We start from the raw sequence: 20,438 nt of genomic DNA on the forward strand, positions 1-20,438 counted from the left end.
TATTTGGAGGTGTAGCGCAATTTTGCCCCTGCTGCGGATCCTTGGGAGGGACCATGGTTCACGTTATCAGAACATTCGACCGACCTGCCGCAGACCTCGTCGAACGTATCAAGCAGTTTCCTCCTTCCACGCTGCATGAGGCGCAGGGACGATCAGGTGCGCTGACCTCCCGCATCAAGCCGATCTATTCCGGGATGCGCGCCTGCGGGCCGGCATTCACGGTGAGCTGCCATCCGGGCGACAACATGATGCTGATCACAGCGATTTCGCTGGCGAAGCCGGGCGATGTGCTCGTGGTGAGCGCAGGCGATCATCCTGAACAGGGTGGCTTCGGCGAGGTGCTGGCGACGGCCTGCGTTGCCAGGGGCATCGTTGGCTTGGTCACGGATGCCGGCGTGCGTGACGGACTGGCGGTGCGCGACACCGGCTTCAACGTCTTCTCTTACGGCCTGTGCATGAAGGGCACCGTCAAGGAGACGCTCGGCACCATCAATCAGCCAATCGTCATTGGCGGAATCGCTGTTCGTCCCGGCGATATCGTCAGCGCCGACGACGACGGTGTCGTGATCGTGCCCAAGGAGAACATTGCCGACGTCTGCGTCAAGTCAGCCGCACGCGAGGAGAAGGAGGCTGGCGTCATGAAGGCGCTCAAAGCCGGTGAGAATATCCTCGATCTGTCCGGCATTGGCAAAGTGTTGGAATCCAAGGGCTGCACCTTCGCCTGAGCGGTACGTGCCGCACGCGCGCAATAGCAGGATAACCAGTGGCGGCCATTCTCGGCTCCGGCGAGCATCGCTACCGCGTCGTCGACAATTGGGCGAAGCTGCCTGATGGCTGGCAGCTTACCGATGTCGCTTCGGTCGCAGTCGACAGCAAGGACCGCATCTACGTTTTCAATCGCGGCGCCCATCCGATGGTGGTGTTCGACCGTGACGGAAATTTCCTGCGCAGCTGGGGCGAGGGGCTGTTCTCCCGCGCTCACGGCCTGCATATCGATGCCGACGATAATCTGTACTGCACCGACGACGGCGACCACACCGTCCGTAAATGCACGACCGACGGCAAAGTGCTGCTGACGATCGGCGTCCCCGAGAAGCCCGCGGCGTTCATGAGCGGCGATCCTTTCCATCGCTGTACCCACACCGCCTTGTCGCCGAAGGGAGAAATCTATGTCTCCGACGGCTACGGCAATGCCCGCATTCACAAGTTCACGCCGGACGGCCGGCTGATCAGGAGCTGGGGTGCGCCGGGCACCGACCCCGGTCAGTTCAACATCGTGCACAACATCGTCACCGATGCCGACGGTTGGGTCTACGTCGCCGACCGCGAGAACCACCGCGTGCAGGTGTTCGACGGCAATGGCAAATACGAGACTCAGTGGAATAATTTGCACCGGCCGTGCGCGCTGTGCCGTTGCGGCGGGGCCAAGAACCCGATCTTCGTGATTGGCGAGCTCGGCCCCGCCATGCCCGTCAACCGCAAGGTGCCCAATCTCGGCCCGCGGCTATCGATTGTGGATGCCAAAGGCAAGCGCATTGCGCGGCTCGGCGGCGAGGATGGTCCCGGGCTTGCGAGCGGCAAGTTTCTCGCACCGCATGGCATTGCTCTGGATTCCAGGGGCGACATGTATGTCGGCGAGGTCGGTGTGACCGACTGGAAGACGAATTTCCCCGACGACGACATGCCGGCCGTAGTCCGCACCAGCAGATGCTTGCAGAAGCTGGAGCGCGTGGCGGAAGTTCCGCGCTAGAGACAGGCCCGGCAAACAGAAGAACACGGCTCAGAAACGTTTCGCCATCTCGGCGAGGCGGCGGTGCGCGCTCTCGCGCGCGGCGCGGATCGGTTCAGCCGGGCCCGCCGTTGGGCCGATCGGTACGAAGCGAACGTCGTTGACGCCGATGAAGCGGAGCGCCTCCCGCAAATAGGGCGTCGCCATGTCGATGCGGCCGCGGTTCATGCCGGTGGCGAAGTCGCTGCCGGAGGCGAGGACGACGATGGTCGGCCGGTCTTTCAGCAGCGGAAGATAGCCCTGCGCCGGATCGAAGCGGAACGTCAGGCCGGGCTGGATGATGATGTCGAACCACTGCTTCAGCTTGTAGGGGATACCGAAGTTCCACATCGGGGTCGAGATCAGCACGCGATCTGCGAGCGAGAAGCGCAGCGCCATCCGCTCGGCTTCGGCAAAGCTGTCACGCTGTGCGTCGTTGAAGGCTTGCGCTTTCATGCGCGCATATTTGGCCTCGACGATGGGGCCGGCAAATTCCGGCATCCGCTCGCGCCAGAGATCGACGACGTCGATGTCCCATTCGGGACGGGCCTGGCGAAAGCCGTCAAGAAACACGCGCGCGCCCGCGCTCGACTCGGAGTCGGGGCGCGGCGAGCAGGAGAGGTGCATTAGCTTCGCCACCGCTCATCCCAGCGCGCTGATGACGGCATCCGCGCGCGTGACGACCGCGACGTTCTGCATCGCGAAATTTATCGAGGCCGCGTGCCAGTCGGCATTCATGGTCGAGCAGCAGTCTTCGGGCACGATCATGAAATAGCCCTTGTCGGCGCCGGTGCGCGCGGTGTGCTCGACCGACATGTTGGTCCAGGCGCCGGTGTTGATGATCATATCGCGGCCGGTGGCCTTGAGGATGGTCTCTAGCCGGGTGCCTTCCCAGGCGCTCATCCGCATTTTCTCGACGACGAAATCGCCGGGCCGTGGTTCGAGGCCCGACACTGGTGCCGCACCCCAACTGCCGCGCACCATGGCTTTGCTGTCGACCAGGCCTTCGAACAGCGGCGCGTTCAGCGTCACGCCGGGTGCGCCGGGCTCGACCACGAACCAGACGTGGATGATGGCAATGCCTCTGGCGCGGGCGGCCTCGGCGAGGCGCCGGACATTCTCGACGACATGCTGCTGTTTCGCGTGAGCGGGCGCACCGGACTCAGCGAACGCGCCGCCGTCCATGATGACGTCATTCTGAAGATCCTGGATAATCATGGCGCAGCGGCTCGGATCGAGCCGCATCTCGCCACCGGCGAGGATCGGTGCTTTTGCCGCAGGGCCCGTGCTCGCGGCTCCGCCGCTGCGCCGGCCGGTCATATAGGGCTCGTGGCGGGGTCCGGTCTTGGTCGGGATCGCATAGACCGAATGCGTCGAGGTCAGGTACAAGGTGCGAAAATCCGCTCCGCCCCAGGCGAGGTTGGCCACGAGTTCGGGCACACGAACCTTTCCGAGCAGGTCCCCGTGCGGTGAATAGACCCAGACGCCGCCGGGTGCTGTGACCCAGACATTGCCATGCTGGTCGCACTTCATGCCGTCGGGCAGGCCCGGCTCCAGCTCGGAGCGGATGCCGCTTGCGAACACCCGCGCGTTCGACAGCGTGCCGTCAGCATTGACGTCGAACGCACGGACTAGCGCCTGCACGGTATCGTTGACATAGAGCAGCGTTTCGTCAGGCGAAAAGCAGAGTCCGTTCGGCTGGTCGAACAGGGTTCTGTCGACCACCAGCTTGGGCTCGCTGCCGGGCATCACGCGATAGACGCCCTGGAAGCCGAGCTGGCGTGGTCGTTCGACGCCGTAGACCGGCATGCGGCCATACCAGGGATCCGAGAAATAGATCGCGCCTGACGAGTGCACGCAAACATCGTTGGGGCTATTGAGCTCCTGTTCGCCAAAGTGCGAGGCCAGCACCTCCCGCCGTCCATCCGGTCGCTCGCGGATCAGCGACGAGGTCGCGTGCTCGCAAACGATCAGGTTGAGCTCGGCGTCATAGGTCATGCCGTTGCATTTGTTCGACGGACGCTTAACCTCGGCGACGCCACGCCGCGCATCCCAGCGCCGACGAACGTCCCCAGGCATGTCCGAAAACAGAAGGTAGTTGTCGAGCGGATGCCAGATCGGTCCTTCCGTAAAGTCAAAACCGGTGCCGACTTGCGCGACGGGCGCGTAAGGGTCGATCAGGGTCTCGAATTCGGAACGCAAGGTGACATGTGTCATCGGTCGACATCCTTTAGGGGCACGTCAGGCTGGGAACCAGTTCCGCGCGGGCAAAGACTGCACGATAGGGCCGGGGACCTGGTCGTGCAGCCGGCCCACGACGTTGCCGCCTTCGATCTTGGCGGGGCGATCGTGCACCGGCAGCAGGTAGCGCGAGTTGCTGAGCAGCTTCTTGATCGCGGCCTTCTCGGCGCGCTTGCTGGTGCCGTGGTTGCCGGTGGTGCGCGGCTCCCAGTCGTGGATCTCGTTGAAGGGGGTGACGATCTGGTCGTTGAAATCGTAGATGACGTCGCCGCAGATGGTGGCGATGCCGTCCGCAGTTTCGACGATGATGTTCATGGAACCTTCGGTGTGGGCGCCGGCGGCGTCGCAGTAGACGCCGGGCATCAGCTCGATTGGGCCGGTAATCTCGAGGTCAAGGAAGCGCAGCGCGCTCTTGGTGTGCAGGCGATCGATCAAATGCTTGATGTCGGGCGCCGGGTATTGCGGATGCATCAGGCCGGAGACGGAATATTCGAGCTCCTTGCGGTTGAGGACGACAGTCGTGTTCATCGGGAACAGATCATCCTTGCCGGCGTGGTCGATGTGCAGATGGGTGTGGCAGACGAAGCGGACATCGCCCATGCGCACGCCATGGCGCGCGAGCTGGTTCTCGATCATGTTCTCGTGGTATTGCAAGCCGCGCATGCCCAGCGTTTCCATGATCTGGTTGGAGCGGTAGCCGGTATCGACCACGACAGGATATTTGCCGCCGAGGATCAAAAAGCCCAGCGTGAGGACGCGGCGGGTGCGGCCGCAATCGCGGCCGAGCACCAGAAAGCTCGATTCCAGCTCGATATCGCCGTAGTCCAGGATCTTGATCTCCAGCGCCATGCGTTGCCCTCCCTGTTCCTTTTCTATCCGTCAAAGCCGATAGACACGCGTTGCGGTGCCTCTGAAGATCGCATCTCGTTGCCCAGTACTCAGCGGCGCGGCCGCCGCGCGAAATGCATCGACGAGCTCGCGGTAGCTGGTCCATAATTTCTCGATTGGAAAGTTCGAGCCGAACAGGCAACGCTCGGCGCCGAAGATCGCGACGGTGTCCATGACGACCGCCGCGATATGCGCGGGGTCGTTGCGATGGATAAATGTGCCGAGGCCCGAGAGCTTTGAGACAACGTTCGGGCAGACTGCAAGTCGGGCCATGCCTGCTCGCCAGGCCGCACGTCCTGCCGGCGAAAGGTCTTCCAGCATGCCGGCGTGCTGAAGGATGAAGGTGACCTTGGGGCAGTTCTCCGCAAGCTGTGCGGCGTCCGACATCTGCGGCGTGAAGACCTGAAGATCAAAGCTCCAGCCGTAATCGGCGAGGTGCGCAATGTTGCGGTTGACCATGGGGGCGAGGCAGAGATCGGGTTTTGCGGCGAGACGATAGAGCGGGTTCTCATGCCAGTGCAGTTGCATGCGGACGCCGCGGACGAGGGAATAGCGCTTCAGGCGGTCGAGCTGCGGGCGCGCGTCGTCCACGGCGAAATTGACATAGGCGACGATGGCATGCGGCCAGCCGTGCTGGTCGGCTGTCTGCTGCACCCAGGCGGTCTCGTCCTCGAAACGATCGTTGGCCCAATTGGTCTGGACGTAAACCGAGCGGGTGACGCCGGTGCCTTTGAGGTCGTCGAGATATTCTTGAATCGGATAGTCGCGCCGGATGGCCTCGTAGAGGCCGAAGATGCGGGGCTGCATCGGGCCGACCAGCCAGGGCAGGTCGGCCTGCCGCCAGATATGATGATGGCCGTCGACAATCTCGCTCACGCAACTCTCCTTCGTCCCAATGCCAGCAGGTGCGTGACGACCGATGCGCTCGATCCGCCATCGACGAGATCGTCGACGAAGCGCTCGATCGCGACGAGCGCTTCGGTCTGCGGACGGAAACCCGGGCCTGTAGCCAGCGGCGTCAGCCAGCTCACACGCCAGGCCCGCCGCGACAATTTGGCCACGGCATCGCGTAGCGTATCGGGCTCGCCCCGTTCCAGCCCGTCGGAGACGACGACAACAGCCGCCCCGCGCGCATAGCCGCCGAAGCGGGGGACAGCGAGGAAAGCCTGCAGCGCATCGCCGATTCGGGTGCCGCCGTCCCAGTCGCTGACGAGATGAGCTGCCGCTCTCAGCGCCTGCTCGCGGCGCTTCAGCCGCAGCGCGCGGGTGACGCGGGTCAGCCGGGTGCCGAAGGTGAAGACCTCGACATTGGGCGCGGCTTGCACCAGCGCGTGCGCGAGCCTCATGTTGTCGTCGGTGCGGCTCTTCATGGAGCCGGAGACGTCGATCAGCAGCAGGAACTTTCGCGGGCGCTGACGCCGCTTCATGTGACCGAGCCGAAGGATCTCGCCGTCGCTACGGACGCTGTCGCGCAGCGTGCGGCGAAGATCAGCGAAGGAGCCGCGACGGGCACGCATAAGGCGATGACCACGTCGCCGCGGCAGGCGCCGGGGCGCCTCGCGTCTCAGCCGGCGCAGTGCCTCGGTGGTGGAGAGCTGAGCGAAGCGTCGCTCGACCAGCGCCTCGTTACGAGTCGCGGTCAAGCCGGACTCATTGGCCTCGTCGGAGAGCAGCGGCTCCTCGTCACCGCGGCCCTCCTCCTGGAGCCGGACGGTCTCGTCGTCCTCACCGTCGTCGGTGTGCTCGATAGCCTCGTTGCCGCGGAAATGAAGATCGAACAGGCGGTCGAAAGTGCCCCGGCGCTCGGGCGGCGGGGCGAGGGTGGCGAGGGCCGCCTGCCTGATATCCCTGAGGTCGCGCGGGCCGAGCAGCTCGATCGCAGTGAGGAATGCGGTGGTCTGCTCCGGAGCGACAGCAAAGCCATTGGCGCGCAGCAGTGCGACGAAGGAGACGAAGACGCGCGCGGCGCGCGGAAGCTGGGGCTCTTTGCTCATGCGGTCGCCTCCGCGAGCATGGCGTCCAGCCGAGGTGAGATGAAGTGCAGATCCTCCTCGTCCTTCAGTGCCACGCCGATCGAGCGTTTAAAGGCATCAGGCCAGCGCGCGCCGCCCTTGTTGAGAAGAGTTGCGGCCTCCGCCCAGTCGACGGCTTCGGCGATGCCGGGCGCTTTGCTGAGGGGTTCGCGCCGGAGCTTGCCGACGGCGGCGACGACGGCACGTGCAGTCGCTTCCGCAACGCTGGAGGCCCGCAGCATCACGATCCGCGCCTCGCGCTCTTCGCTGGGATAGTCGATCCAGTGATAGACGCAGCGGCGACGCAAGGCCTCGTGCAGGTCACGCGTGCGGTTCGAGGTCAGCACGACGACGGGGCGCTCCGCGGCGCGCACTGTGCCGCGCTCGGGGATCGAGATCTGGAAGTCTGATAGGAATTCGAGCAGAAACGCCTCGAACTCCTGGTCGGCGCGGTCGATTTCGTCAATCAACAGGACGGTGGAATCAGGCGCGCGCAGCGCCGCCAGCATGGGACGCTGGATCAGAAACGTCTCGCCATAGATGTCGATGGTCTCGTCGCCAGCCTGACGGATCGCGAGCATCTGGCGTGGATAGTTCCATTCATAGAGTGCAGCGGAAGCATCGATGCCCTCGTAGCATTGCAGCCGGATCAGGCGCCGGCCGAGCACGGCGGCGATTGCTTTCGCGGCCTCGGTCTTGCCGACGCCCGGCGCGCCCTCCAGCAACAGCGGCTTGCCGAGCGCAAGGCCGAGATAGGCGGCCGTCGCAAGGCCCTCGTCGGCGAGGTAATAGGCCGCGCGCAGCGCCTTCTCCAGCGCCTCAGGACTATCGATGCCGACGATGTTGCTGCGGACAGCCATGGACCAGACCCCTAGCGCCGCGCCTGCGGTCGCGCGCCACCCTGCGCCTTTATTGCGCGCAGGACCTTTTCCGGGGTGATCGGCAGATCGTCGATACGCACGCCAACCGCATTGAAGATCGCGTTAGCTACGGCGGGCAGCACCGGATTTGCGCACATCTCGCCAGGGCCTTTTGCTCCGAACGGGCCATCAGGGGCAGGGCGCTCCAGCACGGCGATATCGTGCGGACAGACATCACCGGGGCCGGGCATGAGATATTCGACGAAGTCGCGCGGGCAGTGCACGGGCTCGGGATAGTACGGCTCCGGCGTCTCGTAGAGCGCGTGGCTGACGCCCATCCAGGCTCCGCCGACGAGCTGCTGCTCGACCAGGCGCGGATTGAGCGCGCGGCCTAGCTCATAGGCGGAATCCATTCGCACCATCGCGACCTCGCCGGTCTCGTCGTCAACATCGACTTCGGCGACGAGGCAGGCATGGGCGTAGCAGGTTGCAGGCGACATCTCGCCGGTCTCTGGATTGACCTCGGATAGAGGCACCAAAAAGATGCCGCGGCCAGAGATGGTCTTGCCCTGCTTGAACTGCGCGGCGATGGCGACGTCCTTGGTCGAGATCGAGCGGTGCGGGGCGCCCTTGACGTGGATGTTGCCGCGCCCGTCGGTGTCGAGATCGGCGGCGTTGACCTCCAGCTCTTCGGCGGCCGCTTCCATCATGACGCCGCGGGCTTCTCGCGCCGCCGCCATCACGGCATTGCCGACGCGATGCGTGCCGCGCGATGCGAACGAGCCCATGCAGTGGGGGCCGGTATCGGAATCCGCAGTGTCGACATAGACGTCCTCGACCGGCACGCCGAGCGTCTCCGCGCAGATCTGCCGAGTCACCGACTTCATGCCCTGGCCGAGGTCGATGGACGACAGCGCCACGGTGAACTTGCCGCTCGGGTTCGAATGCACCAGCGCCTGGCTGGGGTCGCCGCCGAGATTCATGCCGATGGGGTAGTTGATCGACGCGATACCGCGTCCGCGATGCCGGGTCATCTAGCGCCTCCTGGTGCCGAAGACGGAGGAGAAACGGGTGGCGCCATGCGAGGGCGCGGCCGGCCGCGGCGAGGGCGGCGGGGGAGCAGGTGGTGGCGGCTCGCGCGGCGGTTCGCGCGTGACAGTGGGCGGAAGACGGTCGTAGCTGGTGCGCTGCTGGCCGGCAGCCGCGGGCCTTGCGCGCGAAGGATCTGTCGGCGTCGGCGGGATCACGGCGCGGCTGCCGCCGCCGTCCTTGCGTGAGGAGGCGCGCTTGTACTCCTCGCGGAGCGGCCACTTGGCTTTTTCAGCTGCGACCTGAACGCATTCGATCAGCGCCGTGTTCTTGGCTTCGCGCCGGTGCGCCTTCATATCGCCGTCGCGATAGGCGTTGAGAATCCGGAACTCCATCGGATCCATGTTCACGAGGTGCGCCAGCTTGTCCATCTGGCACTCGATGGCAAAATCCATCGCGGTGACGCCGAAGCCGCGCATGGCGGTGGCCGGCGTACGGTTGGTGAAGACGCAATAGACGTCGCCATAGACGTTGGGGATGGTGTAGGGCCCCGGCAGATGCGCAGCGCATTTCACCGCCGCGTAGCTGGACAGCCGCGTATAGGCGCCGCTGTCGAAATAGGCGCGGATCTTGCGCGCGACGATGCGGCCGTCGCGCATCACGCCGTCTTTGATGTAGATGCGTTCAGCGCCGCGCGGTGGGCCGAATTGCATCTCCTCCTCGCGGCCGAAGACGTAGCGCACCGGGCGCCCCGTCAGCATCGCGCCGAGGATGGCGAGCGGCTCGGTCAGCGTATCTACCTTGCCACCAAAACCGCCGCCGACGGTGCCCCCGATGAAATGGAAGGTGTTGGATGGCACATCCAGGATCTTGGCGCAGGTGTCGACCGAGAAGAACAGCGCCTGCGTCGAGGTGTAGACGACATAGCGGCCGTTGGTGTCGGGGGCTGCAATCGCACCGTTGGTCTCGGTCGGCGCGTGCTCGATCGGCGACATCTGGTAGCGCTGTTCGAGCACATGGTCGGCGGTCGCGAGCGCCGCGTCGGCGTCGCCGAAGCGCAGCTTCTGGTGGTCGTAGACCTCGTGATACGTGAAAGTGTTTTTGGGATAGGTCTCGTTGACCACGGGCGCGCCGGGGCTCAACGCCTCCTCGACGTCGAATACCGCCGGTAGCGGCTCATAGTCGACCTTGACCCTTGCGATCGCTTCAAACGCCTCGCGCTCGCTGTCGGCAACGATCGCGACGATCGGCTCGCCCTTATAGCGGACTTTGTCGACAGCCAGCGACGGTTCGTCGTCTTTGCCGAAATTGATCAGGCTGAGGAGCGTGTTGAGATTCACCGGTACATCCGTCCCGCGGATGATCCGGCGCACGCCGGCCGAGCGCTCGGCCTCGGTGGTGTCGATGCGGCGAATCCGTGCATGGGCCTGCGTCGAGCGCACCACCTTCAGATGCAGCATGCCCTGCAGCTTGTGGTCGTTAAAGTAGCTCGATGTGCCCGTGACATGACCGAGCATGTCCTGGCGCTGGGTGCCCTTGCCGATCTCCTTCAAATTGTCGTCGCGCTCGTCGGCGAAGATGTCCTTGCGCAGTTCCAGCATGGTCGCGTTCCCTCACGCGCTGATCCGGCCGCCGGCGGCGGCGAGGATGGCATTGATGATCGGCTCGTAGCCGGTGCAGCGGCAGATGTTGCCGGAGATGGCTTCGATAACCTCGTCACGGCTTGGCGACGGATTGCGGTCGAGCAGGGCCTTGGCGGCCATCAGCATCCCCGGCGTGCAGTAGCCGCACTGAGCAGCAAAGTTGTCGGCGAAGGCGCGCTGCAGCGGATGCAGGTTCGGGCCCTGCTTCATGCCGTCTAGCGTCTCGATGGAGCGGCCCGCGACGGTCTCCGCCAGCGTCAGGCAGGAGAGGTGAAGCTCGCCGTCGATCAGCACGCTGCAAGTGCCGCAGCCGCCCTGACCGCAGCCGAATTTCGGCGTCATGTCGCCGATAAGCTCGCGCAGCGCGACCAGGAGATTGGTGCCTCCGTCGACGAAGATCGCGACCTCGCGGCCGTTGTGACGAAATTGCAAGGGGATCTTGGACATGGGCTCTATTCCTGTCCCGACAGCAGGCGGCGCAGATGCACGCCGATGATCTCGCGGCGATACCAGGCGCTGCCGAGCGCGTTGTCGGATGGCGATGTTCCTTCCGTGGCGGCGGATGCGGCGGCTGCGATAGTCGTGGCATCCAGCGAGCGTCCTTCCAGTGCCCGCTCGGCGGCACGGGCGCGGATCTGTGTCGGGGCCATCGACCCCAATGCGATCCGCGCACCTGCGATCCGGCCGCCGGAGATTGGCAAATGCGCCGCCAGAGTGACGACCGAGCCGCCCTTCGGCTTGATGCGCGCGATCTTGCGATACCGGAACGCTTCGGTGCTCGCCGGCCGGGTGCAGGACACGGACAGGACCAATGTGCCTGCCTGCCGGTCGCGTGCCTGCAAAAACTCTTCGATTCCGATGTCGCGTGAGCCAAATCCGCCTTGCACGGCGACGGTGGTGTCGAGAGCCAGCAGCGCGACGGTGAAATCGCCATAAGGGTTCGGGGCGAAGAGATTGCCGCCGACTGTCCCCATGTTGCGCACCGCCGGGCCGCCGATCGAACGAGCAGGGGCATGCAGGAAGGCAAGGTCGCGTTCGGCGAGGACGCGCGCGAAGGTGACGCCTGCACCCAGCGTGACGCGCGGGCCGGATGCGTCGATTCGTGCCAGGGCCTGGTCTTGGGCGCGGACCACGGTCGAGATCGAGACGTCGCCCTCGTTCAGCGCCCGCATCACCAGCGTGCCGCCGCCGAGATAGCGCGCACTGCGGTCCGAGGACAGCGCCCCGGCCGCCTCGCTGGCGCTGGCAAAAGTTTTCACTGTCACGGCCATCTAGGCGGCCTCCTTCAGATGCCGGCGGATCGCTTCGAACCCGGCTTGGTAAATGTCTTCGGCGACCATGTGGGTGATGCGATCCCGGTCTTCTGGCCTGGTCGTGAAGCGCGACTCCCAGTGCCAGAAGGTGCGGTCCCCGTCGGTGACCGGCAGCAGGCGGACGTGGGCGACGTAGTTGAACATCGGGATCGGGGTATCGAGCAGGCAGTAGCTGAAGCTTTGCTCGAGGTCCGACAGCGCCAGCAATTGCTCGCGCAGCTCGGCGCCATCCTTTAGTTTGAAACGCCTGACGCAGCCGATTTTGTCCGCGGGATGCGCGCGCTCGATCGACGAGCTCGCGACCGCCGGATGCCAGCGATCATGCCCGTTGAAATCGCGCAGCATGGCCCACGCCGCATCGGTCGGCGCATCCAAAATCGTGCTCTTGACGATATGCGGCACGGATCAGCCTCCGAACACGCGCTTCAATGCGTCAAAGCCGCCCTGGAACACGCCGCCGCCGATATTGCCGACGAGCTCGGCCTCGCGTTCCGGCGCGCAATCGAACTCGGCGGTCCATTCGACAAAGGTTTGGTCACCGTCAGTGACTGGCGTGAGCCGCAAGGTCGCAACGTAGTTCTCGACGCCCATTGGGGATTCCAGGATCGAATAGGTGCAGAACATGTCGTAGTCGGAGAGGCCAAGCAGCTTCTCGCGAATGCGGTCGCCGTTGCGCAAACGGAAATCCCTGACGCAGCCGATCTTGTCCGAGGGCTCTCCGCCCTCGATCCGGCTTTCGGCGATCGCGGGATGCCAGTTCGGCAGGCCGTTGAAATCGCGCACGCGCGCCCAGACGCGATCATTGCGCGCGTTGACGACGGTGGAGACGTAGACGCGGGGCATGGGGCAGACCTCAGCTCTTCTTCCGCGGACCGCGCTCGGCCGGCGGCTCGCCACCGCTCTCGGCCGCAGGCGGGGAAGCGGCCGGCTTGTCGCCACCACCCTTGCGCGCGGAATCCTTGATGCCCTGCATGTCGCGGGCTTCGCGGATCAGGCCCGGCATCTTCGCGAGGCTGCCGCCCTCGACGCCGATGTCGGAGAGGATGGAGTCGATCAGCGGCGCCTGGACGCGGTAGCGCAGCGCCGAGTCGATCACCTCGTCGGTGGCGCTGCGTCCACCATTGTCGCCGTGGCCATTGCCGTTGAGGCCGTCGACCTGGAGGATGCGGATGCCCTCGATCTTCTCCATCGGCTTGACGCTCTCGCGCACGATACCCTCGATGCGGTCTAGCAGTTTTCGGCGGAACAGAGAGTAGCGCGCCTGGTCGGTGAGCACGTTCTCGGCCTCATTGAGCATCCGCTGCGCTTCGGCCTCGACGGCTGCGCGCACGCGCTCGGCTTCGGCGGCAATCCGGGTCTCCTCGGCCTGCTTCTCGGCGAGCAGCACCTCGACGGTCTTGCGGCGCTTGGCAATCTCGCTCTCGCGCGCAGTGATCACGCGCTCGGTCGCTTCGGTGGCCCGCATCCGTGCTTCTTCCGCCATCGCCTTGGCGGCGGACTCCTCCAGCGATTTCTGGTGAATGGCGATCGCCTTCTCCATCAGGACCGTCTCGACCTCCTTCTCTCTGATAACCTCGAGCTTGCGCAGCTCGCGCTCGCGACCGATGCGGGCCTCGTCCAGGCCGCGGTCGGAGGCGATGCGCGCGCGCTCGACCTCTTCGCGGGAGGCAATCTCGGCCTCCTGCAGTGACTGGACGCGGGCGACCTCGAGCTGCTCGATCGAGCGGCGGCGCTCGAGGCGGGCGGCTTCGAGGGCCTGCTCGCGCGAGACATCGGTAGTCTCGACCTCCTTGCGAGCGACGATCTCGGCCTGGCGAACCTGGCGGTCGGCGTCGATCCGCTCGGACTTCTTGGCGGAGAGGGCGATGATGCGGTCCTCGTCGGCAATCTCGATCGCCTTTTTCTGCTCAATATTGAGCACCTCGCGCTTCTTGGACGAATTGATCCGTTCGGCCTCCAGCGCGAGATCGACCACGATGCGCTGGCGCTCGATGGCGTCGCGCCGCTTCAGCTCAACCGCCTCCAGCACGCCGGTGCGTTCGATTTCGAGCGAGCGCGTGTCGCGTTCGGCCTGGATGCGCTCGGCCGCGACCGCCTTCTCCTGAGCGATGCGGGCCGCCTCGATCGCTTCGCGGGAGGCGATATCGGCCTCCTCGACGGCGCGGTTGCGGGCGATCTCCAGCGAGCGGACGCGCTCCTCCTGGGCGATGCGCGAGGCCTCTGTGGTCTCGCGCGCGGCGATGCCGGCGACCTCGAGCGTCTGGTTGCGCTCGATTTCGAGCTGCCGCGTGTTCTGCTCGGCGGCGATGCGTTCGGCGGCGAGCGTCCGTTCGCGGGCGATCCGGGCGGCCTCGACGGCGCGCTGCGCCTCGATCTCGGCCTCCTGGATGGTGCGGACCTGCTGGATCTCCAGCGCGCGGGTGCGTTCGTCGGAGGAGATGCGTTCGACATTGACAATCCGCGTCTGCGCGATGCGGGCCTTCTCGGTGGCTTCGCGGGCGGCGATCTCGGCCTCATCGACGGCGCGGGTGCGCTCGATCTCGCGGCGGCGCGTCTCCTCCTCGTTGGCGATGCGGGCGTCGGTGACGACGCGGTCCTGCTGGATCCGGGCCTTCTCAATCGCCTCGCGCGCGGCGATCTCGGCTTCCTCGACGGTGCGCATCCGCTCGATCTCGCGCTGGCGGACCTCGCGCTCGGAGGCGATCCGCGTCGTGTCGATCGAGCGCTGATTGGCGATGCGGGTCTTCTCGATCTCCTCGCGTGCCAGCAGCTCCTTCTCCTCGATAGTGCGGGTGCGCTCGATCTCCTTCTGGCGCGTCTCGCGCTCGGAAGCGATACGGGCCTCGGCAATCGCCTGCTCGTTGGCGATCCGCGAGCGTTCGATGGCTTCACGCGCAGAGATCTGGGCCTGCTCAGCCTCGGTCTCGCGCAGCGCACGTTCGCGGGCGACTTCGGTGCGCTGAAGCGCACGGCGCATCTCGATGTCGCGTTCCTGCTCCAGCCGCGCGGTCTCGCTCTCGCGCTCGATTTCGAGCGCCTGCCGTTCGGCTTCGAGATTGCGCGTGCGGATCTTGATCATCGAGTCCTGCTCGATGTCGTTGCGCAGCTTGCGCCGCGCTTCGATGTCCTGCATCAGCTGGGTCAAGCCCTCGGCGTCGAAGCGGTTCGAGGGGTTGAAGAATTCGAGGTCGGTCTGGTCGAGGTCGGTGATGGCGACGGATTCGAGTTCAAGGCCGTTCTGGGCGAGGGCCTCGGCCGCATTTGTCTTGACGCGCGCGACATAATCGCCGCGACGCTCATGCATCTCCTCCATGGTCATTTCGGAGGCGACGGAGCGGATTGCGGAGATGAACTTGCCGGCGAGCAGGGCGTGAAGCTGTTCCGGCTCCAGGGTGCGGCGTCCCAAGGTGGCGGCCGCGATGGAGACGGCCTCGCGGGTCTGCTGCACACGGACATAGAAGTCGGCCTCGATATCGACGCGCATGCGGTCGCGGGTGATCACGGCGTCCTGCCGCGAACGCACGATGCCCATCGGCAGCACGTTCATGTTGACGGGGGTGTAGGCGTGGATAAACGGCAGCACGAAGGCGCCACCGTTGATCACGACGCGTTCGCCGAGGAAGCCGGTCCGGACGAACGACACCTCCTTGGAGGAACGGTGGTAGAGCCAGTTGACGATGTAGACGCCGACCACGATCACGATGATCGCGACGATCAGCCAGAGCATGAGCTCGCCGACCAGGATCCCTGACATGTTTCCCTCCCTCAATCTTGCAAGCGTTATCGCGCGCCGATCGCCTTGAATTTGCGTACCTGTTCCGTCAAAGCCCGCTCCACCGGCAGCCGCTCCATCGAGGACGCCCCGTAGAAGCCGTGGCAGTAGCGGGTATTCTTCATGATGAAATCGGCGTCTGCGGGATCCGCGATCGGGCCGCCATGGGCGAGCACCAGGATCTCCGGATTGACGCTGAGCGCGGCGGAGGCCCAGGTGTCGATGCGCGCCGGACAGTCTTTCAGCTTTGGCGCCGTCTGCGCACCGATCGTGCCGCCGGTGGTGAGCCCGAGGTGACAGACGATGATGTCCGCGCCGGCGATCGCCATGGCCGCGGCTTCCTTTTCGCTGAAGACGTAGGGCGTCGTCAGCAAGTCTTTCTCGCGTGCCTTGGCGATCATGTCGATCTCCAGCGCGTAGGACATGCCGGTCTCTTCGAGATTGGCCCGGAAGACGCCGTCGATCAGGCCGACGGTCGGAAAGTTCTGCACCCCGGCGAAGCCGAGCGCCTTAAGCTGGTCGAGAAACACGTCCATGTCGCGGAATGGATCGGTGCCGTTGACGCCGGCGAGCACGGGCGTTTTGCTGACCACGGGCAGGACTTCGCCAGCCATCTCCAATACGATGGCGTTGGCGTCTCCGTAGGGCATCAGCCCCGCGAGCGAGCCGCGGCCAGCCATCCGATAGCGACCGGAATTGTAGATCACAATAAGGTCGACGCCGCCGGCTTCCTCGCACTTGGCCGACAAGCCGGTGCCGGCACCGCCGCCCACAATGGGCTCGCCGCGCTTCGCCATCTCGCGAAACCGCTTCAGGAGGGGCGCGCGTTCAAACCGGGCCATCGGTCACCTCGCTAGTCTCCGGCGCGCCCCGCCGCGGCCGAACAGCGTTCGGAGCGCGCTGACAATGGTCGAGGCGAACTCGGGATCGTTGATGTTCTGCTTGACGCGGATCAGTTGCCGGTTGCCGGTCGCGCGCACCGTGCGCTCCAGCGCGCGGAACAGGGCGGCATCGGCATCGGGGTCCCAGAACGGCTGGCCGCGGGCATCGAGCGCCGAGACGCCGCCCTCGGGCAGGAAGAAGCGCACCGGCCCGTCCATCTGGTTGAGCCGCTCGCCGATCCAGCGGCCCATGCGCTCGTTTTCCTCTGCCGTCGTCCGCATCAACGTCACCTGCGGATTGTGAACGTGGAATTTGCGGCCGCGATAGCGCTCCGGGATGGTGTCGGGCGCACCGAAATTGACCATGTCGAGCGCGCCGACCGATCCGATATAGGGTACGCGGGTGCGGATGATCGCGCCGAAGCGATCCTCTGTCGCCGGAAATACGCCGCCCATGAGGAGGTCGCAGATCTCGGTGGTGGTGAGGTCGATGACGCCTGATAGCTGACCGGAGTCGACAAGCTTCTCCATCGAGCGGCCGCCGACGCCTGTGGCGTGGAAGACGAGACACTCGAAGTCATCGCGCAGATCGGCCGCGATCTTCTGCACCGCAGGCGTGGTGACGCCGAACATGGTGATGCCAACCGACGGCAAACCGGGGCCACGTTCCCTTGCCTCGCGTTGATCGAGCCGCGCCTTGACCATGCCGGCGATAGCATTGGCGCCATTCGACAGCACCGCGCGTGAGATCGAGTTGAGGCCCTGCACGTCGGTGACCGAGTACATCATGGTGATATCGGCCCGCCCGACGTATGGCGCGACGTCGCCCGAGGCGACCGAGGATATGATCAACTTGGGCACGCCGACGGGGAGGGTGCGCATGGCAGGCGCAACCAGCGACGCTGCGCCAGAGCCGCCGGCGGAGATCACGCCGGCGATATTGCCCTGGCGCTTGATCCAATTGGCGAACGCATCCGCCATCGCCGCCACCGCGACACCGCGGTCCGGACCGAACACCGCCGATCCGCCGCGGCCGTGGTTCAGGGCGATCTCCTGCGCGGAGACATCGGATGTTGCGTGTTTGCCGCTGGTGGAGACATCGACCAGCCGGGTGCGTAGCCCGCTTTCGGCAATGATGTCGCGGATGAAGCGGAGTTCGGTTCCCTTGGTGTCGAGCGTGCCGACGACGAGCACCACCGGTGGCCCCGAAGTCGGCGCCGTCATCGGCTCACGTTTGCGCCGCGCGGTCTCGTCGAGACGCGAGACCTGCGTCGACAACGTTCGCGCTGCCGCTTCGATCCGTCCGATCGGGACTGGCTGCGACCAGCGCGTCGGGGGGATCGGGTTGGAGATATAGATCCGGATCGGCCCGCTTGCGCGCGCGGGTGGCGGAGCCGGCTTTGCTTCGCCGCCGGCCGCCGGCACATCGACGTCGGGTTCGAGCTCGGCGTGCAGCCCGACGCCGAGCAGGCGCTGCTGAAGCTCGCGATCGGCAGCGAGCCGCACCGAATCGATGATGCGGTTGATACGGCCGTTGACCATGATCGCGACATTGCGCGAGATCGCGGTGGCGACGCCGATGTTCTGCTCGATCACGAGCACGGACATGTCGCCGTCCTCGCCGAGCTGCAGCAGCATGTCCTCGACCTGGGAGACGATGACGGGCGCGAGCCCTTCGGTCGGCTCATCCATGATGAGCAACTGCGGATTTGTGAGAAGCGCGCGCGAGATTGCGAGCATCTGCTGCTCGCCGCCGGAGAGCTGGCCGCCGCCATGGTCCTTGCGCTCGGCGAGCCGCGGAAAGGTGTCGTAGATCCGCTCGACGGTCCAGGCGCCGGAGCGCATCCCGCCGGCGAGCCGCAGATGCTCGTCAACGCTGAGCGAGCGCCAGAGCCGCCGGCCTTGCGGGACATAGCCGACGCCAAGGCGGGCGATACGGGCGGGCGGCCGCCGCGTGATGTCCTCACCGCGGACGCGGATCGAGCCGCCACTCACCGGCACGAGGCCCATGATCGCCTTGCACAGCGTCGTCTTGCCCATGCCGTTGCGGCCGACGACGGAGAACACGCCGGCATCGAGCGAGAGGTCGACACCCTGGAGGGCATGCGAATGGCCGTAATAGACGTCGAGGCCGCGGACCTCGAGCGCTGCGGGGGAGCGGCGGGTCTCATTCATGGCCGCCTCCGAGATAAAGCTCCTGCACCTCAGGGTCGGACTGGATCTCCTCCGGCAGGCCTTCCTTGAAGATGCGGCCGTTGTGCATCATCGTCACGCTCTCGACGACGCGCAGCGCCACGTCCATGTCGTGCTCGATGATGATGTAACCGATGTGCGCCGGCAGCGATGTCAGAATCTCGACCAGCTCGACCCGCTCGGTCGGCGAAAGGCCGGCGGCGGGTTCGTCGAACAGCACGAAGCGCGGCGCACCGGCAAGCGCCAATGCAATTTCGAGCTGGCGCTGTTGCCCGTGGGCAAGCTCGGCGACGCGCTGATCCTTGACCGCGGAGAGATGCACGGCTTGCACCAGACCGTCGGCTGCATGCATCAGCGCGTCGTTCTGGCCCGGTCGCAGGAACGAGAAGCGTCCGCGCGAGACGCCGCGGCAGGCGAGATAGACATTGTCCTGGACGGTGAGGCCGGGAAACAGCGCGGAGATCTGATAGGTCCGTCGGAGCCCACGGCGGATGCGCTCATAGGGCGGAAAGTGCGTGACGTCCTCGCCGAAGAAGCGGATTGTGCCCGAGGTCGGCGGGAAGTCCCCGGTGATGCAGTTGAACAGCGTGGTCTTGCCGGCGCCGTTGGAGCCGAGCACCGCGCGCCGCTCGCCGGGACGTACCGTGATGGTGACGTCGGTCAAGGCCGCGAGCGCGCCGAACAGCCGTGTCACGCCGCGCAGCTCCAGTGCCGCACCGGCACCGACAGCGGAGAGGCGCCGGGCGACACTATCCATGGCCACGCCCTCCGGCCGGACGATCCGACTGGGAGTAATAGCTCTGGCGCCAGCGCTGCCACAGGCCGATCACGCCGTCCGACGACCAGAACACGATGGCGAGGAAGCCGAGCCCGATCAGCAGCCGGAACCGGTTGCCGTCGAGCCCGATCTTGACCAGGAAGTCGAGCGCGAAGGTGCGCAAGAGAACGAAGACCAGCGCGCCGATATAGGGGCCCACCGGCCGCGTGATGCCGCCGACGACGGCGATGATGAGGACGTCAATGCAGGCACCGACACTGACCGAGCCCGGCGAGATCTGGCGATAGTTCCAGACCTGCAGCACGCCGGCGAGGCCCGCGATGAAGGACGCCACCGCATAGGCCGCGACACGGTGCGCATTGACGTTGAACCCGAGCGCGGCCATGCGGCGCGGGTTGTCACGCACGCCCTGAAGCGCCAGGCCGAACGGAGCCCGCGAAATGTAGTCGACAGCGAAATAGCAGATCGCGGCAACCGCGAGTACGACATAGTAGAAGGGAATATCCCAGCGCCAGTCGACGCCCCAGAAATGCGGCGTTCCGACATTGTTGATGCCAGTATGGCCGTTGAAGATCGCCCAGTTCTGGTTGGTGAAATAATAGAACGCCGCGCCGATCGCGAGCGTGATCATGATGGTGTAGATGCCCTCGGTGCGCACCGCGAGCGCGCCGCCCAGTGTGCCGAAGATCGTCGCCAGCATCAGCGCCATCGGCACTGCCAGCCACCACGGCCAGCCAAGGCTGATATTGGCGTTGCCGCTGACGCCGAACACCGCGACCATGTAGGCGGCAAAGCCCGCGATGGTGAGCTGCATCAGACTGACCATGCCGCCGTAGCCGGCCAGGAACATCAGGCTGAGCGCGATGGTGCCGAGGATCAGCGTCGTCGCAAAGATCTCGATCAGGAAGAAGCCGTTGGCGATCAGCGGCATGATCAGCAGGATGGCCGCGACAATCCAGGCCGCGGGATTGTTGATGTCGGGCCAGGCGCGCGCGGCCGGGCGCTGCGCTGTTGAGGCGGGGTTGCGCACCTGAATGTGAGCATCATGGGTGACCGACAT

Annotated in this window: 19 protein-coding genes; 2 read left to right on the forward strand and 17 right to left on the reverse strand. The window is 65.5% G+C overall.

All coding sequences use genetic code 11. The features are described from left to right. Positions 1-53 precede the first annotated feature (53 nt). Both JQ587_RS22435 and JQ587_RS22440 read left to right on the forward strand, forming a co-directional pair. The gene (locus JQ587_RS22435) at positions 54-725 is read left to right on the forward strand and encodes a 4-carboxy-4-hydroxy-2-oxoadipate aldolase/oxaloacetate decarboxylase (RefSeq protein ID WP_212300600.1); all 672 of its coding nucleotides are present in this window, start codon (positions 54-56) and stop codon (positions 723-725) included. A gap of 38 nt (positions 726-763) precedes the next feature. Continuing rightward, positions 764-1,750, forward strand: a complete 987-nt coding sequence (locus JQ587_RS22440; RefSeq protein ID WP_212426735.1) for a peptidyl-alpha-hydroxyglycine alpha-amidating lyase family protein — start codon at positions 764-766, stop codon at positions 1,748-1,750. Positions 1,751-1,780: 30 nt separating this feature from the next. On the opposite strand, the gene JQ587_RS22445 is transcribed toward JQ587_RS22440, so the two are convergent. From JQ587_RS22445 to JQ587_RS22525, 17 genes are read right to left on the reverse strand one after another with little or no spacing between them, the layout of a single operon-like run. After that, positions 1,781-2,407 carry an FMN-dependent NADH-azoreductase gene (locus tag JQ587_RS22445; protein WP_212426736.1) on the reverse strand — a complete coding sequence of 209 codons (627 nt, stop codon included), beginning with the start codon at positions 2,405-2,407 and terminating at the stop codon, positions 1,781-1,783. 3 nt (positions 2,408-2,410) lie between these two features. Then, positions 2,411-3,985 (reverse strand): isochorismatase family protein, encoded by a 1,575-nt coding sequence (locus tag JQ587_RS22450; RefSeq protein ID WP_212426737.1) that lies wholly within the window; start codon positions 3,983-3,985, stop codon positions 2,411-2,413. A 24-nt stretch (positions 3,986-4,009) separates the two neighbouring features. Further along, complete coding sequence (locus JQ587_RS22455) at positions 4,010-4,858, reverse strand: MBL fold metallo-hydrolase (RefSeq protein ID WP_212300604.1); 849 nt, start codon at positions 4,856-4,858, stop codon at positions 4,010-4,012. 30 nt (positions 4,859-4,888) lie between these two features. Next, entirely contained in the window at positions 4,889-5,773 is an 885-nt protein-coding gene (locus JQ587_RS22460) for an amidohydrolase family protein (RefSeq protein ID WP_212426738.1), read from the reverse strand. Then, complete coding sequence (locus JQ587_RS22465) at positions 5,770-6,891, reverse strand: vWA domain-containing protein (protein WP_212426739.1); 1,122 nt, start codon at positions 6,889-6,891, stop codon at positions 5,770-5,772. Before JQ587_RS22465 ends, JQ587_RS22460 begins: the two co-directional genes overlap by 4 nt. After that, positions 6,888-7,769 (reverse strand): AAA family ATPase, encoded by an 882-nt coding sequence (locus JQ587_RS22470; RefSeq protein ID WP_212426740.1) that lies wholly within the window; start codon positions 7,767-7,769, stop codon positions 6,888-6,890. The genes JQ587_RS22465 and JQ587_RS22470 overlap by 4 nt, the downstream gene beginning before the upstream one ends. An 11-nt stretch (positions 7,770-7,780) precedes the next feature. Next, positions 7,781-8,803 (reverse strand): xanthine dehydrogenase family protein molybdopterin-binding subunit, encoded by a 1,023-nt coding sequence (locus JQ587_RS22475; protein ID WP_212426741.1) that lies wholly within the window; start codon positions 8,801-8,803, stop codon positions 7,781-7,783. Then, on the reverse strand, positions 8,804-10,399 hold the full coding sequence (locus JQ587_RS22480; RefSeq protein ID WP_212426742.1) for a xanthine dehydrogenase family protein molybdopterin-binding subunit: 1,596 nt from the start codon (positions 10,397-10,399) through the stop codon (positions 8,804-8,806). It lies immediately after the preceding gene. Between the two features lie 12 nt (positions 10,400-10,411). Then, a complete protein-coding gene (locus JQ587_RS22485; protein WP_212300610.1) occupies positions 10,412-10,888 on the reverse strand; it encodes a (2Fe-2S)-binding protein in 477 nt (158 codons plus the stop codon). Positions 10,889-10,893: 5 nt separating this feature from the next. Then, positions 10,894-11,712: an FAD binding domain-containing protein gene (locus tag JQ587_RS22490; protein ID WP_212300611.1), complete on the reverse strand. Its 819-nt coding sequence runs from the start codon at positions 11,710-11,712 to the stop codon at positions 10,894-10,896. Then, positions 11,713-12,156 carry an SRPBCC family protein gene (locus JQ587_RS22495; RefSeq protein ID WP_212300612.1) on the reverse strand — a complete coding sequence of 148 codons (444 nt, stop codon included), beginning with the start codon at positions 12,154-12,156 and terminating at the stop codon, positions 11,713-11,715. It abuts the gene before it with no gap. A 3-nt stretch (positions 12,157-12,159) separates the two neighbouring features. Next, positions 12,160-12,597 (reverse strand): SRPBCC family protein, encoded by a 438-nt coding sequence (locus JQ587_RS22500; protein WP_212426743.1) that lies wholly within the window; start codon positions 12,595-12,597, stop codon positions 12,160-12,162. Between the two features lie 10 nt (positions 12,598-12,607). Next, positions 12,608-15,508 carry a flotillin family protein gene (locus JQ587_RS22505; protein WP_212426744.1) on the reverse strand — a complete coding sequence of 967 codons (2,901 nt, stop codon included), beginning with the start codon at positions 15,506-15,508 and terminating at the stop codon, positions 12,608-12,610. Positions 15,509-15,534: 26 nt separating this feature from the next. Further along, a complete protein-coding gene (locus tag JQ587_RS22510; RefSeq protein WP_212426745.1) occupies positions 15,535-16,368 on the reverse strand; it encodes a phosphoenolpyruvate hydrolase family protein in 834 nt (277 codons plus the stop codon). Between the two features lie 3 nt (positions 16,369-16,371). Next, a complete protein-coding gene (locus tag JQ587_RS22515) occupies positions 16,372-18,582 on the reverse strand; it encodes an ABC transporter permease (protein WP_212426746.1) in 2,211 nt (736 codons plus the stop codon). Beyond that, positions 18,575-19,357 carry an ABC transporter ATP-binding protein gene (locus JQ587_RS22520; protein WP_212300617.1) on the reverse strand — a complete coding sequence of 261 codons (783 nt, stop codon included), beginning with the start codon at positions 19,355-19,357 and terminating at the stop codon, positions 18,575-18,577. Before JQ587_RS22520 ends, JQ587_RS22515 begins: the two co-directional genes overlap by 8 nt. Next, entirely contained in the window at positions 19,350-20,438 is a 1,089-nt protein-coding gene (locus JQ587_RS22525) for a branched-chain amino acid ABC transporter permease (protein ID WP_212300618.1), read from the reverse strand. Before JQ587_RS22525 ends, JQ587_RS22520 begins: the two co-directional genes overlap by 8 nt.

This window comes from Bradyrhizobium manausense, assembly GCF_018130615.1.
Taxonomy (GTDB): domain Bacteria; phylum Pseudomonadota; class Alphaproteobacteria; order Rhizobiales; family Xanthobacteraceae; genus Bradyrhizobium; species Bradyrhizobium manausense_A.

Excerpts from the sequence above, each read along its gene's own strand:
- JQ587_RS22465 (WP_212426739.1), bottom strand. The coding sequence starts at position 6,891 with ATGAGCAAAGAGCCCCAGCTTCCGCGCGCCGCGCGCGTCTTCGTCTCC.
- JQ587_RS22470 (WP_212426740.1), bottom strand. The coding sequence starts at position 7,769 with ATGGCTGTCCGCAGCAACATCGTCGGCATCGATAGTCCTGAGGCGCTG.
- JQ587_RS22525 (WP_212300618.1), bottom strand. The coding sequence starts at position 20,438 with ATGTCGGTCACCCATGATGCTCACATTCAGGTGCGCAACCCCGCCTCA.
- JQ587_RS22500 (WP_212426743.1), bottom strand. The coding sequence starts at position 12,597 with ATGCCCCGCGTCTACGTCTCCACCGTCGTCAACGCGCGCAATGATCGC.
- JQ587_RS22510 (WP_212426745.1), bottom strand. The coding sequence starts at position 16,368 with ATGGCCCGGTTTGAACGCGCGCCCCTCCTGAAGCGGTTTCGCGAGATG.
- JQ587_RS22455 (WP_212300604.1), bottom strand. The coding sequence starts at position 4,858 with ATGGCGCTGGAGATCAAGATCCTGGACTACGGCGATATCGAGCTGGAA.
- JQ587_RS22485 (WP_212300610.1), bottom strand. The coding sequence starts at position 10,888 with ATGTCCAAGATCCCCTTGCAATTTCGTCACAACGGCCGCGAGGTCGCG.
- JQ587_RS22515 (WP_212426746.1), bottom strand. The coding sequence starts at position 18,582 with ATGAATGAGACCCGCCGCTCCCCCGCAGCGCTCGAGGTCCGCGGCCTC.
- JQ587_RS22480 (WP_212426742.1), bottom strand. The coding sequence starts at position 10,399 with ATGCTGGAACTGCGCAAGGACATCTTCGCCGACGAGCGCGACGACAAT.
- JQ587_RS22520 (WP_212300617.1), bottom strand. The coding sequence starts at position 19,357 with ATGGATAGTGTCGCCCGGCGCCTCTCCGCTGTCGGTGCCGGTGCGGCA.
- JQ587_RS22450 (WP_212426737.1), bottom strand. The coding sequence starts at position 3,985 with ATGACACATGTCACCTTGCGTTCCGAATTCGAGACCCTGATCGACCCT.
- JQ587_RS22490 (WP_212300611.1), bottom strand. The coding sequence starts at position 11,712 with ATGGCCGTGACAGTGAAAACTTTTGCCAGCGCCAGCGAGGCGGCCGGG.
- JQ587_RS22475 (WP_212426741.1), bottom strand. The coding sequence starts at position 8,803 with ATGACCCGGCATCGCGGACGCGGTATCGCGTCGATCAACTACCCCATC.
- JQ587_RS22505 (WP_212426744.1), bottom strand. The coding sequence starts at position 15,508 with ATGTCAGGGATCCTGGTCGGCGAGCTCATGCTCTGGCTGATCGTCGCG.
- JQ587_RS22435 (WP_212300600.1), top strand. The coding sequence starts at position 54 with ATGGTTCACGTTATCAGAACATTCGACCGACCTGCCGCAGACCTCGTC.